We start from the raw sequence: 15,520 nt of genomic DNA on the forward strand, positions 1-15,520 counted from the left end.
CCCGTCTTTGTTAAGTAAATAAGTCGTTCACCGCACCAGGGAGGTGCGGTGTCTGTGGGGTTTTGCAGACTTTTTTCGACTTGTAAAAAAACCTTGAATAGTTCGTTGACTCTCCCCTTAAGGGCAGAGTTTAGATTCCCGCCGCGTAAGAAGTTGCTGTGGGAAAAGTTACTTTTCATAAGCCGAAATCATGAAGTAGTCACGACATATAGGGAGATAGAAATGAACAATCCATTGGACTTGGAACATGTCGTTGCCAGCACTCGCGAAATCCTCGCACAGCTGTTGGTGATGGATGCGAATGACATCGAAGAAAACAGCAGCATCGTCGAAGACCTCGGTGCCGACTCGCTGGACATCGTCGACCTGAGCTTCCAGCTGGGCCGCCAATATGGCTGCACACTGCCGAAAACCAGCGTGCTTGACCACGCGGTGGCGGTTTGCGGTGATGCCAGCGAGTTTCTCGCCAACGGGCGCATCACCGAAAGCGGCAAGCACCTGCTTGAGCAAAGCCTCAGTGCCTACACCCCGGATCAACTGAAGGCGGGCATGCAGCCGGCGCAAGTGTTCGCCGCGACCAGCGTGCTGAACTGGGCCAACCAGTGCCGTAATCTCTTCAACTACCTGCCGGCCACGTGCCCGGATTGCAACGCTCACCAGGCGATTCTGAACGAGCGCCAGCAAGTGGTCTGCGGCGCGTGCAGTGCGCGTCTGGTGCCGACGGATGGTGATGAAGTTTCCCGTCAATTGGTTGAGCAGTTTGTCACCACTCACGCCAAAGAAGCGGTGTAGGAGTTCTCATGCGGGCACGAGAAGTCTATGTGAGCGGGTTCGGTCTGGTGGCGCCCATGGCGCTGGACGCTGCCACGTTGTTCGAGCGGATTTGCCGGAAGCAATCCTGTGTCCGCGAACATCCTCGGTTCAAGGCGCTGGGATTCAACAACAGCGCCGCCGGTTTTATCGATGATACGCAGTGGCAGCGGATCGGGGCCGGTTTCGGTGGCAACGCGGCGCTGCACCCACGGCAAAGTGTGCTGGCCGAATACGTTGCCCGGCAGGCGCTGGAGCACGCCGGTCTGACGCCAGCAGACTTTGCCCACAATCGCAGCGGTCTGTTTCTGGGCGCCAACAAGTACTGTGCCGACAGCCACGACCTGCAGCGACTCAGCCGTTGCATGGATGAGGCCGGACGCGTCGACCTTGATCGTCTGCTGGACAGTCCGGCAGCGTCCAGCGCGCCCTTTGTCCGGCGGGTCGATCAACAGACGCAACACCTGGCCGATCGGCTTGGTATCCGCGATCACATCTCGACCCATTCCGATGCCTGTGCCGCCGGCACCATGGCCATCGGCAGTGCTTACAGGGCCATCGAGCGCGGAGAGATCGATCTGGCTATCTGCGGCGCCGTCGAACTGATGGCCAACGAACTGCCTTATTACATGTTCAACAGCCTCGGCGCGCTCTCTCAGGCCGACTTGCCGGCGAGTGAGCAGAGCCGTCCGTTCATGCCTGACCGTAGCGGTTTTGTCCTCAGCGAAGGTTCGGCGATGATCATTCTCGAATCCGCTGAACACGCCCAGCGCCGCAAGGCTGCGCCACTGGGCCGGGTGTTGGGTTACGCGAATGTCTGCGAGGCGCAGAAAATGACCTCCAGCAGCCGCGACGGCAGTAAATACGAGGAATGCATGGAAGCAGCAATCGAAGATGCCGGGCTGCTGCGCAGCGCAGTGCAACACGTCAACACCCACGGCACCTCCACGCAGGCCAATGACAGTTGTGAAGCGTTGGCACTGCAGCGTCTGTTCGGCGGGTGCCAGGACTTCATGACCTTCACCGCCAACAAGTCCGCCATCGGTCATTCGCTGGCCGGCAGTGGCGCGATCGAAGCGGTGCTGTCGCTGATGAGCCTGCGTGACGGTGTGCTGTTGCCCACCCTGAATTACGACCCCGAGCGTGCCGAATACCCTTCGCTGAAATTCTTGAGCGAGCCGGTGCGACAGCCCATCAGCGTGGTGATGTCCAACTCGTTCGGCTTCGGCGGCATCAACAGCTCGCTGGTTCTGGGGAGGGCATGACATGAACCGAGCCATCTATCTCAATGCCGCTGCGGTGCTGAATGTGGCGGGCAGTGAATGCGCTGACTTGCTCGGCACACCCTGCGCGGCGCAACCGCTGGCCTTTGACGCACAGCGTCAGGCGTTTGCCTTGCCGACGCCGCGACTGGCCAGTGACCTGTTTGATCGCAAGATCCAGCGCAGCGTCGAGCCGCAGGGCTTGCGCCTGTTGCATTGCGCCGCACGGCTGGCGCCAGCATTGGCGGCGCTGCAATTGCCGGCGTCACGCATTGCCCTGACAGCGGCCATTCCCGAAGTCGACGCGCCGAGTCCTTGCTGGGACGCGGTGCAGGCGATCATCGAATAGCCGCAAAAACAATTGGCGCAGTTATTGGCCAACACGCCGCCTCTGCATGCGCTGACCCTGCTCAACAGCAGCGTCATGGCCTATGTGGCTGAAGCATTGAATTGCCACGGGCCAATGGGTGGATTTTGTTCTCAGGACAACGCCGGGCTGGATGCGCTGATCGAAGCTTGCCAGCAGATTGGCGAGCGGCATGCCGACGCCGCGCTGGTGGTCAGCAGCAGCCCGAACCTGACCCCGGCCCTGTACCTGCGTGAACCCGATCAGGCGAGCGAACCGATTTTCGGTGAGGGCGCCGCCGCGCTGCTGCTGGCGTCGACACCAGCGCCGGGTGCGGCATACGCCGTGCGCATTGCCGGATTTGCCCGTGGTTACAGCACCGATCCGCAACGCTCTGTGGCGGTGGGTCGGCGCGTGATCGACCAGGTCCTGAGTGTGGACAAACTGCGGGTCGGTGACGTCGAGCATATCGTCGGCAATTGCGCTGACAGGCAAGTGATGAAGCTACTCGAAGCTTTCCCGCGCGAGATTCGCAGTACCCGCGCCATGACCGGCGAACTGGGCGCCAGCGGCTTGCTGACCGAGGTCGCACTGACCTTGCACCTGAGCCGTGAAGTAGCGGCGACGCCGGGCTACACGCTGCTCGTCAGCCACACGCGCGCCGGTCACTGGGGCGCATTGCTGTTGGCCAGTGAAACCATGGAGAAGCACGCATGAGTGCGACACGGATTGTGATCACCGGATTGGGCGCCGTTACCGGGTTCGGTTTCGAATGGCAGACCCTCTGGGAAAAAATGCTCGGCGCCGAACATTGTGTTCGACCGTGGCAACCCGACGACCTGCAAGAGGCGTCGTTCGCGGTGCGCTACGCGGCACCGGTCGACATGAGCCTGTTGCCGGAAAAACTGCACAACCATCCGGCATGGACGATGCCACTGGAAAAGCGCAGCCGCTTTGGCTGGGTGGCTGCCACGCAGGCAGTGGGTGACAGCGGCTTGCAGCCAGAACAGTTGCGAGGCGCGGCGGTGCTGTGTGCCTCGGGAGCACCGCAGCACATGCTCGCTGACATGCTGCTGACCGAAGCCCCGAATGGCGGCACCCCGAGCTGGTCCTACCTGATGTCGCGGGCCGGGCAAGTGAATGCCGATGGCTCGCTGCGTCAGAGCAACGACCGTCTGGCGCGGGTAATCGCCGACGACCTGGGCTGTGAAGGGCCGGTGATCAATATCAGCAGTGCCTGTGCCGGTGCTTCACAAGCCATTGGCAACGCCTTTCAGATGATTCGTCGCGGAGAAGTCAGCGTTGCGCTGGCGGGAGGCGCCGACTCGGTGCTCAACCTCGACACCATGGCCGCGTTGTATCTGTTGGGTGCCGCGTCGGGCGAGCAACGTTGGGGCGCGGATCTGTGCCGCCCGTTTGATCGTGACCGCAGCGGTCTGATTGCCGGTGAGGGCGGTGGTTTTGTCGTGCTGGAAAGCCTCGAACATGCCTTGGCCCGTGGCGCCACGCCATATGCCGAGGTGTTGGGTTTCGGCAGCAGTCTGGACGCCTACAAAGTCACCGCACCGCAACCGGAAGGACGCGGCGCGGCACTGGCTATGCAGGCCGCGCTGGACGACGCCGGGCTACGGCCGCAGCAGATCGATCTGATCAACGCCCACGGCACCTCTACGCCGCTCAACGACGTGGCCGAAACCCTGGCGATTAAAAGCGTGTTCGCCGAACACAAGCACTATCAAGCCTTGGCTGTCAGCGCCAACAAATCACAGTTCGGTCACCTGATCGCGGCCGCTGGCGCACCGGAATGCATCGTCACCGCGTTGGCCTGCCTCAACGATCTGGTCACGCCAACGGTGAACCTGCATGACGCTGACGAACAGTGCGATCTGGATTATTGCGCCGGGCAAGCGGTCAGCCGCCGAGTGGATTACGCGCTGAGCAATTCCTTCGGCTTCGGTGGCCTCAATACCTCGCTGGCCCTTGGCAAATATCGGGAGCAAGGACTATGACTGACACCTCTGTACGTGTCGCGATCGCCGGCAGCGGTTGTGTCTTGCCCACCGGCTGGGGCGTTGAGGGTTTCTGGTCGGCGGCCCGCGAAGGGCGCAGCGCAATCTCGCCTCTGAACTCATCGCAGTTCCACAGCGAGCGCGTCACCGCGTTCGGGCACATCGCTGATCGAGATCATCAACGTAGCCGTCAGGACGTTGCGCAAAACCTCCAGCGTTACTGCCCGCCGGCAGTGATCTGGGGCGTCAGTGCGGTGCGCCAGGCGCTGGCAGAAGCCGGGCTTGAGCCGGGTCGCGACAACGTGCGTTTTGGCCTGTATTGCTGCCAGGGCGGTTACACCCATCCCTCGCTCGCGTCTTACGGCGAACTGCTGCACGAATGTCAGACCGAGACAGGTGCCGACATGCAGCGTCTGGCCAAACGCGTGTTGCAGGAACGTGCACTCGACCCGTTTCTCGTGCTCAAGAGCCTGAGCAACGGTTTGCTCGGCGTCGTCAGTCTGGCTTTGAAGCTTGAGTGCGAATGCAACGCCTACATGCAAGGCGTGGCCGGTAATCTGGCGGCGCTGCGCGAAGCCTGCGCGGCGTTGCAGAGCGGTCGGATCGACGCGGCCATTGTGGTGGGCGCGGGCAGTGAACTGGATCCGCTGGCGCTCGCCGCACTGGCCGAGGCGGGGGTGATCAGCACCGAAGGGTCGCCAAGCCTGCGTGCCTTTGATCGCCAGGGCAGTGGCGGTATTGCCGGCGAAGGTGCGGCGGCGCTGGTGTTGCGCCGCGCCGATGACCTGCCAGCAGGCCCGCAAACCTGCCTGACCGCTCTGTTCGCACATCCGCGCCTGGACTCGCTGAACCTGCCGGACAAACAGGTGGATCTGCTGATCAGCAGCGCCACTGGCGAGCCGCAAAAAGATTCCGATCTGGCCCGCACGCTGGCACGAACCGGTGCCGCGCACATCACCAGCAGCACGCCGCTGACCGGCATTCTGAGTGGTGCACCGAGTCTGGTTGATCTGATCTTCGCCCGGCAGGCCTTGCAGGCGCAGAGCATCCCGCCGGTCGGTGGTCTGGAGCAACCGCTGGATGCGCACTTGCCGTTCGTGATCGGCGGGCTGCGCGATGCCGTGCTGCACGATTGCCTGGTGATCAACCGTGACGACAACGGTTTCAGCGCCGGTTACCACCTCGAATTTCACGCGGCCGACTGACCGTCGGCACGCAACGAAACGCATCTGATTTTTTACTCAAGGGATAGAACTGTCATGGATTACCGCGATTACGTACGGCCGAAATTCGTTGAATTGATGCAGGCCCTGGGCCTGGAGTGCCAGTTCCACAGAGCGCTGGGCAGTAAATTGTTTTACCGCGACCGCCAGGGTGAAGAGGTGACTGTCACTGACTTCCTCGGCGGTTACGGTGCCGCGCTGTATGGTCACAACGATCCGCAATTTGTCGATCAACTCGTCGACCTGCTGCGCGCCGATGTGCCGTTCAACGCGCAGATGTCGGTGCGCGGTGCGGCCGGTCAGTTGGGGCGTGAACTCAGTGAAGCGTTCAACCGTGAGCTGAACAACAGCGAACGCTACATTTCGACCTTCTCCAACAGCGGCGCCGAGTCGGTGGAAATCGCGGTCAAGCACGCCGAATACCGTCGTCAGAAAAATCTGCAAAAGCAATTCGACGAGCGCGATTTTGCCCTCGCCAATCTGGTTGCCAGCGACAAGGCATACGTCGAACTGGACATCGACGATCTCGATTTGCCCGCCGGTCTGCTGCCGCAGAATCTGTCCTGCGTCACCGTGCGCCAAGTGGCCGAAGCGGTGCGTCAGCACAACCTGGCGCAGTTGCATGTCGAGCCGGTGTTCCTGGCTGTGCGCGGCAGCTTCCACGGCAAACTGGTGAACACCGTTCAGTTGACCTACGGCAAGCAGTACCGCAAACCGTTCGCCCGTTTCGGCCTCAACGTCGAGTTCATCGACCCGCAGCAACCCCAGCAATTGCAAGAGTTGCCGGCCCGTCACGTGCGTCACTGGCTGAGTCTGGAATGGAGCGGCGAAACCCTGCAAGTGCGCCGCGAAGCATTCAGTGCGATCACCGCCGTTTTGCTCGAGCCGATTCAGGGCGAGGGCGGCATCAACGAGTTCGCCAATGAGTTCTATCTGGGCCTGCGGCGCCTGTGCAACGAGCAGCAATGCCCGCTGATCATCGATGAAGTGCAATCGGGTTTCGGCCGCACCGGCACCTTGCTCGGCGCCAGCCATTTCAACTTGCAGGGCGATTACTACTGCCTGTCGAAAGCCTTGGGCGGTGGCCTGATGAAGATTGCCGCGACGGTGATTCGTGCCAGCCACTACGAAAACGATTTCAGCTACATCCACAGTTCGACCTTTGCCGAAGATGATGCGTCCTGCCATATCGCCCTGTCGGCCTTGCGCCGTCTGTTCGAGAACGATAGCGCGATGCTCAAGGACGTGAACAAAAAGGGCGAGTACCTCAAGGCTTCGCTGCTGGAACTCAAGGCGGCCTATCCGGACGTGATCGCCGACGTGCGCGGGCGCGGCTTGCTGCTGGGCTTCGAACTGCACGACCTGACCGGCACCAGTTCACTGGTTCAGGCATCGGCGCAGTACAACGATGCGCTGGGCTACATCATCGCCGGCTACCTGCTGCAATTCGAATCGCTGCGTGTGGCGCCGTCGGGCAGCAACGCCAATGTGATCCGTCTGGAACCGCCGGTGTGCATCACCTTTGCGGAAATTGACGGGTTGATCGCTTCGCTGCAGAAAGTCTGCGACATGTTGCGCCGCCGCGATGCCTTCCCGCTGGCGGCTGGTGTGTGTGCCGACAGCATCGCGCAAGTGCCGGCCCGCGAGGTCAGCTTCAAGGAGGCCGAAACCCGCCCAAAGTCTGACGAGAACGTGCGCGTGGTCGCTCGCGTGGCGTTCATCAACCATCTGATTGATTCGGACATGCTCAGCGACGTCGATCCTTCACTGTCGACCCTGAGCGCTGAACAGAAACGCGAGTTCATCAAACGCATGGCCCCCGAGCGCCGTGCCGCGCCAATCGGCCCGGTGCAGATCCGCTCGAAACTCGGCACTGCCGTGGAGTTCACCTTGTACCCGCTGTGCATGGATTCCGATGCCATGGCGGCGTACATCGCCAGCGGCGATCTGCAAACCATCCGCGAAGAAGTCGGCAATCGCATCAAGGATGCTCGCGCTGATGGCTACACCGTCGCCGGGCTGGGCATGTACACCTCGATCGTCACCAACAACTGCCAGGCCTTGCAGATTCCTGACATGGCGCTGACCTCCGGTAACGCGCTGACCATCGGCATGGGCCTGGAAGCCATCGAGCAAGGCTGCAAGCAGCAAGGCCTGGAGCTGAGCGAGCAGACCGCTGCGGTGGTCGGTGCGGCGGGCAATATTGCCTCGACCTACGCCTCGCTGCTGTCGACCAGCGTCGAGCACCTGATCCTTATCGGTAGCGGCCGCGACGGTTCCTTGCGTCGTCTGGAAAAAACCGCGCAACAGATTTACGCCGAAGCCGCCCGCGCGATCCTCAAGGGTGTCGCCGAACACGATCGCCTCGCCCGTCGCCTGCAGCAAATTGATGGAATCGATGCGCTGTTGCAGGCCCACGGAAGCAGTGCCGATCTGGGGCTGCGCGTAGCGAAACTGGTCGAAGAACGCCTGGGCGCCAATGCCTTCATCACCGTCAGCAACGATCTTGAAGTGCTGAAACAGGCACGCATCGTGCTCTGCGCGGCGAACGCACCGCAGCCGTTTCTCTTTGCCGAGCACTTCGCCGAAAACAGCGTGATCTGCGACATCGCCGTGCCGCTGAACGTCGACCAGAACCTCGCCAGCCAACGCTCCGACGTGCTCTACATGCACGGCGGCATCGTGCAGACGCCGCTGGGCGATGGCCTGGTGAAAAACGTTCGGGCCTATCTCAAGCAAGGTCAGTTGTACGCGTGCATGGCCGAGTCGGTGCTGATGGGCCTGTCCGGTATGAAACAGCACTACTCCTACGGCGACATCAGCCGCGAGCAAGTGCAGCAGATTCGAGCACTGGCCGCGACCCACGGCTTCAGCCTCGCGCAATTCAAAACCGATAACTCGCTTTAAGGAACGGTCATGCCGAATAAAGTAGCAGTGGTGACCGGTGGCAGTCGTGGCATCGGTCGGGCGATTGTCCAGACCCTGGCCGGGGCGGGTTATCAGATCGCGTTCAGTTACGTACGCGATGAAGTCGCGGCGATGGCCTTGCGCGATGAGGTACAGGCGTCGGGGATCGATTGCCTGGCGTTGCAGTGCGATGTCAGCAGCGGCGACAGCATCAAGGCGTTTTTCGAGCGGGTCGATCAGCATTTTCAGCGTATCGATCTGTTGGTCAATAACGCCGGCATCACCCGCGATGGTTTGCTGGCGACGATGTCAGCGCGCGACCTGGTCGAGGTGATCCAGACCAACCTGATCGGCACGATGCTCTGCTGTCAGCAGGTGGTGCCGGGCATGTTGCGCCAGCGTAGCGGTTGCATCGTCAACATCAGTTCGGTGGCGGCACAGAAGCCCGGCAAAGGCCAAAGCAACTATGCCGCTGCCAAGGGCGGGGTCGAATCCTTGACCCGTGCCTTGGCGGTGGAGCTGGCGCCGCGCAACATTCGCGTCAACGCGGTCGCCCCGGGCATCGTCAAGACCGAGATGAGTACGGCGCTGATCGGCAGTCAGGAAGAAGAAATCCAGTCGCGTCTACTGATCAAACGCTACGCCGAACCGGAGGAAATTGCCGAAGCGGTGCTGTACCTCGCCGATCGCGGTTTGTACCTGACCGGGGAGGTCCTGTCGGTCAACGGCGGGTTGAAAATGCCATGAGCCGGACCATTCTGATCACCGGTGCGGCCAAAGGCATCGGCCGCGCGGTTGCCGAGAACTTTGCCGCCGACGCCGACAATCGCTTGATCCTGCTGGATCTCGATCTGGCCGAACTGCAGCGCTGGGTCGACGAGCGACAGGAGCAGATCAAGGCGCGGGTCGAAACCCATGCGGCGAACATTGCCGACCTGCCGGCCATGCAAGCGTTCTTTAAAACCCTCGGATCGCAAGTCGAATACGTCGATGTGCTGGTCAACAGCGCCGGCATCTGCAACGAGAACGAGCCGGAAGACCTGCACAACTGGCACAAGGTGATTTCGGTCAACCTCAACGGCACGTTCTACGTGACCTCGCTGTGTCTGGCGCTGATGCCGGACCGTGGGCGAATCATCAACATGTCGTCGATCCTCGGCCGTGCCGGCAAGGTGCGCAACACCGCGTATTGCGCCTCCAAGCACGGCATCGTCGGCATGACCAAGGCGCTGGCGCTGGATCTCGCTTCGCGGCAGATCACCGTCAATGCGATTCTGCCGGCGTGGATCGATACGCCGATGTTGCAGGGTGAACTGGCGACGCAAGCGGCAATTGCCGGTTTGACTCAGGAGCAGATCGTACGCAACGCGAAGAAGAAACTGCCGATGCGCCGTTTCATCCAGAGCGAAGAAGTGGCGGCGATGGTGCGTTACCTGGCCAGCCCCGAGGCTGGCGGAGTGACCGCCCAGAGTCTGGTGATTGATGGCGGTGTCGGGTTGGGAATGTAGCGATGCCTCGATTTCACAACAGTCACATCGTGGGTGCGGTGTGGGCGTGCATGGCTGCGCCCACCGCGATGGCCGAGTTTACCGTCGCTGATCTGAAGCCCGATTACGCCGACGGTGAAGTTGGCGTAGCCACGGCCGTTCGCCTGCATGGCGACGATCAGGTCACACAAAAAGCCGTGTATTTCAAAGCCAACCTGGAAGACAACTGGGAGGGCGGTTACTACAAGGCCAAGGGCCGCGTGCGTTACGACGCACGCTACGACGGCAACAATCCGTACAGCGAGCGGGCGCGGGACAAGTACCGTTTCGACGCCGATTGGCGGCACCTCTACGTCGGCCATTCGCTGGGTGACGGAGAGGTGACGGTGGGCTGGCAGCAAGTGGTCTGGGGCCGCGCGGATGAATTGCGCGTGCTCGATCAGATCAACCCGCTGGACTATCGCGACGGTTTGACGCCGCTGCTGGAAGACAGCCGCATCGCCGTGCCGATGGTGCGTTTTGCGCAACCGGTGGGCGAGTGGGAACTGGAGGCGCTGTGGATCACTGACTTCGTGAAAAACCGGGCGCCGGTAGAGGGCAGTGAATTTGCCGCGCCACTGTTTGCTACGCCGGACCCGCAGTATTTCCTGCTCGATTCCAAACCCGGCTATGACGGCGACAAAGGCTATTCCTATGGCCTGAGCGCCAACGGCCGGATCGGTGCGGTGGACACCAGTTTTGTTGCCTTGAGCGCCCGTCAGCAAGACCCGGTGTACGCGGTCGAAGGCCTCGCCGATGACGGCCGTACGCGGCTGGAACGGCAGTTTCCCCGTTACACCATGGGCGGTGCCGGGCTGGCGATCGACGCCGGGCACAGCATCGTCGTGCGCAGCGAGGTCGCGTATTTCGACAACTGGCGCGTGACTAATCCGACCCGCGCCCACGGCGCCGACAGCACGCCGATGGTCAAGTCGTTGCTGGGCGTCGACTACCTGTTGCGCGACTGGCTGATTTCCGCGCAGTGGCAGGAACAAGTGCTGCTCGACTGGCAGGACGGCATGTTGCAGGACAAACACGAACCGCTGTTCACCCTGTCGGCCGAAGGCACCCATTGGCAGGATCGGCTCAAGAGTCGTCTGGTGGTCGCTGGCTCACCGCCGTTTCAGGACGACGCCTTGCTGCAAGGCATCTTCACCTACAAGCCGGTCGACTACATCAAGCTCGGGCTGGAAGTCGACGTGTTCTTCGGCAAGCCCGAGAAGACTTTCGGCGAGTACAGCAAGCGCGATCAAGTGCGGCTGTCGGCCGGTTATCTGTTCTGACCCATCACGCCTGCCGCTTTCGTGCGCAGGTGCATTCATCCAACGAAAAGGAAGTTGTCATGTTGCCGTTTTTGAAAAGTCTGACCACCGCCGCATTGATCCTCGGCAGCGCCTGCGCCAGTGCCGCCGAGGCTGGCAATGCCGATGAGATCATCCGTCAGGTACGCGATCGCAATGACGGGAACAGCTTCATGTCCCAGGTTTCGCTGATCCTGCATGACAAGAAAGGCAATACCCGCGTTCGCGAGTTCACCTACCTGCAAAAGGATTACCCGGACAGCGACAAATTCAGCATGTACTTTTCCGCGCCGACTGACGTCCGTGACGTTGCCTTCCACATCGAAAACCCGCACGAAACTCTCGGCCTGGAAGACAGCCAGTGGATGTACTTGCCGGTCAGCCGCCAGACCCGCCGCATCTCCACCACCGACAAGCGCGGCTCGTTCATGGGCAGCGAGTACTCGTACGCCGATCTGGACAAGATCCGCGTTAAAGACTACTCGCAGAAACTCGTCGGCGAAGAACAGATCAAGGGCCGCGACTGCTACGTGATCGAGCGCGAACCGGCGTCTCCCGAGGTGCTGGCCAAGACCGGTTACAACAAGCTGAAGGTGTGGATCGACAAGCAGAATTTCCTGGTCATGCGTCAGGATTTCTTCGACGTCAAAGGCGTGTTGATCAAGCAGATGCGCACGCAGAAAGTCGCGACCATCGATTCGATCGACAGCATCGTGCTCAGTGAAACCGAGCACTTCATCGACGGCACGCGTTCGGAAATGCGCTTCAACCAGTTGCAGTACAACGTCTCTCTGGAAGACCGCCTCTTCACCCAGACCGCCATCAAGCGCGGGCTGAAAACCGGTGACCTGCCGGAATTTGCCGTGTCTGCCCGCTAAGCGCCGACCCCGACCACCTGGAACCGCATGATCATGGAAAGATATCTGAATTTCGTCGAGCGCTATGCGCGGGCGATTGTTTTCCTGCTGGTGGCGATTACGGCGTATTTCACCTATACGCTGGGCGCGCTGGTGTCCGACACCAACCCTTATCTGCTCAAGGAAAGCCACCCGGCGCGCAAGACCATCATCGATTTGCAGGGTGAGTTCACCGGCACGTTCGACTCGGTGATGGTGGCGCTGAACAACCCACAAACGGTGTTCAACAAATCGACGCTCAACGCGCTGTTTTCGATGTCGCAGTCGGTGCGCAAGATGATTCTGGCCAACGATACCGACAAGGAGCAATTGGCGCAGATCGTTGCCCGGCATGCAGACGACAGCCGTGCGCAGTTGTTGACCCGGGACATTCTTGAGGGCGGTTTTTCGCAGAACGATTACGCCAACGCCAAGGCATTGCGTGATCATGCCCAAAGCCAGAACTGGGACGCTCATGATCAGCTGTTCCTGACCTTTCTCGCCGAGCGGATCAACCCGATCCGCGAAATGGCCTCGATGGGCGACCTGGAAAATATCGTCCTGACCGACGACGGCGAATTGTTGATCCACAAAACCCTGAATGCCTATGACATGGACCCGGCGCTGGTCGAGTCGCAGATCATGGGCAACGAATTGATGGTCGACGGGGTGGTCTCCAAGGACAAGAAAGTCGCGATGCTGGTGGCCGAGCTTGGCACCAAGCAGGACGACGCCCAGGCGCAATTGCGCGCCTATCAGATTGTGCGCGGCATCGTCGCGCAATATCAGGCCGAGCATCCGGAGTACAAGGACGAAATCTTCATTGCCGGCATGCCGATCTTTATCGCCGCGCAGCAGGAGATCATCGATCACGACTTGGCCGTGCTGTTCCCGATCGTGTTTTTGCTGATTACCTTGCTGCTGATTTTCTTCTTCCGCAAACCACTGGGCGTGCTGTTGCCGCTGTTCAACATTCTGTTCTGCACCATCTGGACCTTGGGTCTGATGGCGCTGTTGCGGGTGCCGTTCGACCTGCTGACCAGTGTGCTACCGGTGTTCCTGTTCACCATTTGCTGCTCGGATGCGATCCACGTGATGGCTGAATATTACGAGCAGAAAAACGCGGGCAAGAGCAATCGCGAGGCCAACCGAGAAACCCAGCGCTTGATGGTGGTGCCGGTGGTGTTGACGACCGTGACGACCATCGCCACGTTCATGATTTCCACCACCAACAACATTGTCAGCATCCGCAATTTCGGCGTGTTCATGTCGATCGGCCTGACGGCGGCGCTGATTATTTCGCTGTTGCTGATTCCGGCGTGGATTTCCATCTGGGGCAAGGATCAGCCGCAGCAGGCCAAGGCTGAGGTGCACAAGGAATCGATCATCTCGCGGTATCTGGTCGCGTTCTGTGCCTGGATGATCCGCTTTCGCAAACCGATCCTGATGGTCATGCTGCCGCTGCTCGCGCTGGCCACCGTGTTTACCTTCCGCGTCGATATCGAAGACTCCGGCATTGCTTACTTCAAGCCTGAGAGCCACATTCGCGTGTCCGATCAGTTCATCAACCACGCCAAAGTGGCGGGCACGGCGCCGGGATGGATCGCGATCGACAGCAAAGAGCCGCGCGGCGTGCTGACCACCGAAGTGGTGCAGTTCATCGACAAACTCGACCACTTCATCAAGCAGCAACCGAACGTCAGTTACGGCTATTCGCTGGCCACTTACGTCAAGCGCATGAACCTGGTGCTCAATGACATGAACCCGGAGTATCTGCGGGTTCCGAATGCTCTGGAGAAAGTGACATCAGTCAATGACGACGGGCAGATCGAGCGTTTTGAGGTGCCGGGCAATTCGCTGATCGAGCAGCACGTGATGCTGTTCGAAAACGGTGGCGGCTCGGACCTGAACAACGTGCTCAATGCCGATTTTTCAAAAGCCTTGACCCTGTACACCATGACCTCGTCGGTCGCCAGCGACTATCAGGGCATGCTCGACCGCCTCGATGCCTGGCTGCTGGTGAACAAACCGGCCAACCTTGAGGTGACGCACGCTGGCACGCCGTTGATCTGGACGGGCGTGCTGCAGGAAATCACTCAGGGTCAGGTACTGAGTTTTTCCCTGGCCTTGCTGGTCGTTACGCTGATGATGATGTACTGGCTCAAATCGGTCCGCCTCGGTGTGCTCGGCATGTTGACCTTGCTGACCACCTCGGTGACGGTCTACGGCTTCATGTTCCTGTTCGGTATCGAGCTGAACATCGGCACGACTCTGGTGACGTTCCTGGTGGTCGGTGTGGTGGATTACGCGGTGCACCTGCTGTCGCGCATCAAATTGCTGGTGCAGCAGGGCATTGAGATCGACGCGGCTATTTTGCAGGCGATGCACAGCGTCGGCCGCTCTACGGTGATCAACGTGGTGATCTTCTCCGTGGGCTTCATGGCGCTGCTGTTTTCCGACTTCAAGCCGATTGTCGATCTGGGTGCACTGGTGGCGATGGCGCTGTTTTCCAGCGGAGTCATGACCATTGTCCTGGTGACGCTGGTATCGCCGTGGTTCTTTGCGGCGATAGCACCGGTGCATGCGCCGGTTCAAGCGCTGCGCACAGAAGGGGAGGCGGTACCGGGCTGATTCGCCAACGACCGGGCGCGCCTGCCCTGAGACGACAGGCGAACCCGGTCATGCGGCGCAGCAGGGTTTTCAGTTCAGTGTATTGACCGGGTTTTTTTCGCCATAGCGGGCGATGCGTTCGAACTGACATTCCTGGCGGGCGTCGTTGAGGTTGTGTTCAAACGCCTCAAGGCCATCATGCAATTGCTGCAAATCGCCGATCTGGGTCACCAGTTCGGCTTTTTTTTCGGCAATGGCTCGTTGCGCCATGTCCCACGGGAATTCGTCGCCGCGGTAGTTGTTGAGGATCACCTGCAGCTCTTTGAGCTTGAAGCCCAGTTGCTGGGCGCACTTGATGAACGTCAACACCTCGACACTTTGCTGGCTGTAGATGCGGTATTTGCCTTCACGCTTGGGTTCGGGCAACAGGCCGATTTCTTCGTAATGGCGAATGCTTTTGACTGTGGTGCCCGACAGCTGGGCGGCTTTGCCGATATACATAAGGTCCGTCTCGATGATCAAACATAGCGTAGCGCGATCGGGCGTCATGCCGGATCGGCGGCGATTATATGTCCAATACCATCTGAAAATTGCAACTGCGCGTAAATCACGTGCACAGGCGACGGACGG

At 60.4% G+C, this 15,520-nt stretch carries 11 protein-coding genes and 1 pseudogene; 11 read left to right on the forward strand and 1 reads right to left on the reverse strand.

Annotated features, from left to right (window positions below):
- Positions 1–222 precede the first annotated feature (222 nt).
- The 11 genes and pseudogenes from M9827_RS21305 (at position 223) to M9827_RS21355 (ending at position 14,911) form a co-directional block, all read left to right on the forward strand.
- Positions 223–792 (forward strand): acyl carrier protein, encoded by a 570-nt coding sequence (locus M9827_RS21305; protein WP_250607027.1) that lies wholly within the window; start codon positions 223–225, stop codon positions 790–792.
- An 8-nt stretch (positions 793–800) separates the two neighbouring features.
- Complete coding sequence (locus tag M9827_RS21310; protein ID WP_250607028.1) at positions 801–2,075, forward strand: beta-ketoacyl-[acyl-carrier-protein] synthase family protein; 1,275 nt, start codon at positions 801–803, stop codon at positions 2,073–2,075.
- Between the two features lies 1 nt (position 2,076).
- Positions 2,077–3,135: pseudogene (locus M9827_RS21315) on the forward strand (beta-ketoacyl synthase).
- The gene (locus M9827_RS21320; RefSeq protein WP_250607029.1) at positions 3,132–4,427 is read left to right on the forward strand and encodes a beta-ketoacyl-[acyl-carrier-protein] synthase family protein; all 1,296 of its coding nucleotides are present in this window, start codon (positions 3,132–3,134) and stop codon (positions 4,425–4,427) included. The pseudogene M9827_RS21315 and the gene M9827_RS21320 overlap by 4 nt, the downstream one beginning before the upstream one ends.
- A complete protein-coding gene (locus M9827_RS21325; RefSeq protein WP_250607030.1) occupies positions 4,424–5,632 on the forward strand; it encodes a beta-ketoacyl synthase N-terminal-like domain-containing protein in 1,209 nt (402 codons plus the stop codon). The genes M9827_RS21320 and M9827_RS21325 overlap by 4 nt, the downstream gene beginning before the upstream one ends.
- Positions 5,633–5,686: 54 nt before the next feature.
- Complete coding sequence (locus tag M9827_RS21330) at positions 5,687–8,557, forward strand: aminotransferase class III-fold pyridoxal phosphate-dependent enzyme (RefSeq protein ID WP_250607031.1); 2,871 nt, start codon at positions 5,687–5,689, stop codon at positions 8,555–8,557.
- Between the two features lie 9 nt (positions 8,558–8,566).
- A complete protein-coding gene (locus tag M9827_RS21335; protein ID WP_007911596.1) occupies positions 8,567–9,304 on the forward strand; it encodes a 3-oxoacyl-ACP reductase family protein in 738 nt (245 codons plus the stop codon).
- Positions 9,301–10,065 (forward strand): SDR family NAD(P)-dependent oxidoreductase, encoded by a 765-nt coding sequence (locus tag M9827_RS21340; protein ID WP_077570926.1) that lies wholly within the window; start codon positions 9,301–9,303, stop codon positions 10,063–10,065. The genes M9827_RS21335 and M9827_RS21340 overlap by 4 nt, the downstream gene beginning before the upstream one ends.
- A gap of 2 nt (positions 10,066–10,067) precedes the next feature.
- On the forward strand, positions 10,068–11,366 hold the full coding sequence (locus M9827_RS21345) for a DUF1302 family protein (protein WP_442967391.1): 1,299 nt from the start codon (positions 10,068–10,070) through the stop codon (positions 11,364–11,366).
- Positions 11,367–11,425: 59 nt separating this feature from the next.
- Complete coding sequence (locus M9827_RS21350) at positions 11,426–12,262, forward strand: outer membrane lipoprotein-sorting protein (RefSeq protein ID WP_095119577.1); 837 nt, start codon at positions 11,426–11,428, stop codon at positions 12,260–12,262.
- 33 nt (positions 12,263–12,295) lie between these two features.
- Positions 12,296–14,911: an efflux RND transporter permease subunit gene (locus M9827_RS21355; RefSeq protein WP_250607032.1), complete on the forward strand. Its 2,616-nt coding sequence runs from the start codon at positions 12,296–12,298 to the stop codon at positions 14,909–14,911.
- A 69-nt stretch (positions 14,912–14,980) separates the two neighbouring features.
- Here M9827_RS21355 and M9827_RS21360 read toward each other — a convergent pair whose 3' ends face one another.
- Positions 14,981–15,391 carry a MerR family transcriptional regulator gene (locus M9827_RS21360; protein WP_034154373.1) on the reverse strand — a complete coding sequence of 137 codons (411 nt, stop codon included), beginning with the start codon at positions 15,389–15,391 and terminating at the stop codon, positions 14,981–14,983.
- Between the last annotated feature and the right edge of the window lie 129 nt (positions 15,392–15,520).

The sequence above is a fragment of the Pseudomonas sp. AKS31 genome (genome assembly GCF_023634765.1).
Lineage (GTDB): Bacteria > Pseudomonadota > Gammaproteobacteria > Pseudomonadales > Pseudomonadaceae > Aquipseudomonas.

Coding starts and splice junctions, on each gene's coding strand:
- M9827_RS21355 (WP_250607032.1), top strand. CDS start 12,296: ATGGAAAGATATCTGAATTTCGTCGAGCGCTATGCGCGGGCGATTGTT.
- M9827_RS21345 (WP_442967391.1), top strand. CDS start 10,068: ATGCCTCGATTTCACAACAGTCACATCGTGGGTGCGGTGTGGGCGTGC.
- M9827_RS21340 (WP_077570926.1), top strand. CDS start 9,301: ATGAGCCGGACCATTCTGATCACCGGTGCGGCCAAAGGCATCGGCCGC.
- M9827_RS21310 (WP_250607028.1), top strand. CDS start 801: ATGCGGGCACGAGAAGTCTATGTGAGCGGGTTCGGTCTGGTGGCGCCC.
- M9827_RS21305 (WP_250607027.1), top strand. CDS start 223: ATGAACAATCCATTGGACTTGGAACATGTCGTTGCCAGCACTCGCGAA.
- M9827_RS21335 (WP_007911596.1), top strand. CDS start 8,567: ATGCCGAATAAAGTAGCAGTGGTGACCGGTGGCAGTCGTGGCATCGGT.
- M9827_RS21360 (WP_034154373.1), bottom strand. CDS start 15,391: ATGTATATCGGCAAAGCCGCCCAGCTGTCGGGCACCACAGTCAAAAGC.
- M9827_RS21350 (WP_095119577.1), top strand. CDS start 11,426: ATGTTGCCGTTTTTGAAAAGTCTGACCACCGCCGCATTGATCCTCGGC.
- M9827_RS21330 (WP_250607031.1), top strand. CDS start 5,687: ATGGATTACCGCGATTACGTACGGCCGAAATTCGTTGAATTGATGCAG.
- M9827_RS21320 (WP_250607029.1), top strand. CDS start 3,132: ATGAGTGCGACACGGATTGTGATCACCGGATTGGGCGCCGTTACCGGG.
- M9827_RS21325 (WP_250607030.1), top strand. CDS start 4,424: ATGACTGACACCTCTGTACGTGTCGCGATCGCCGGCAGCGGTTGTGTC.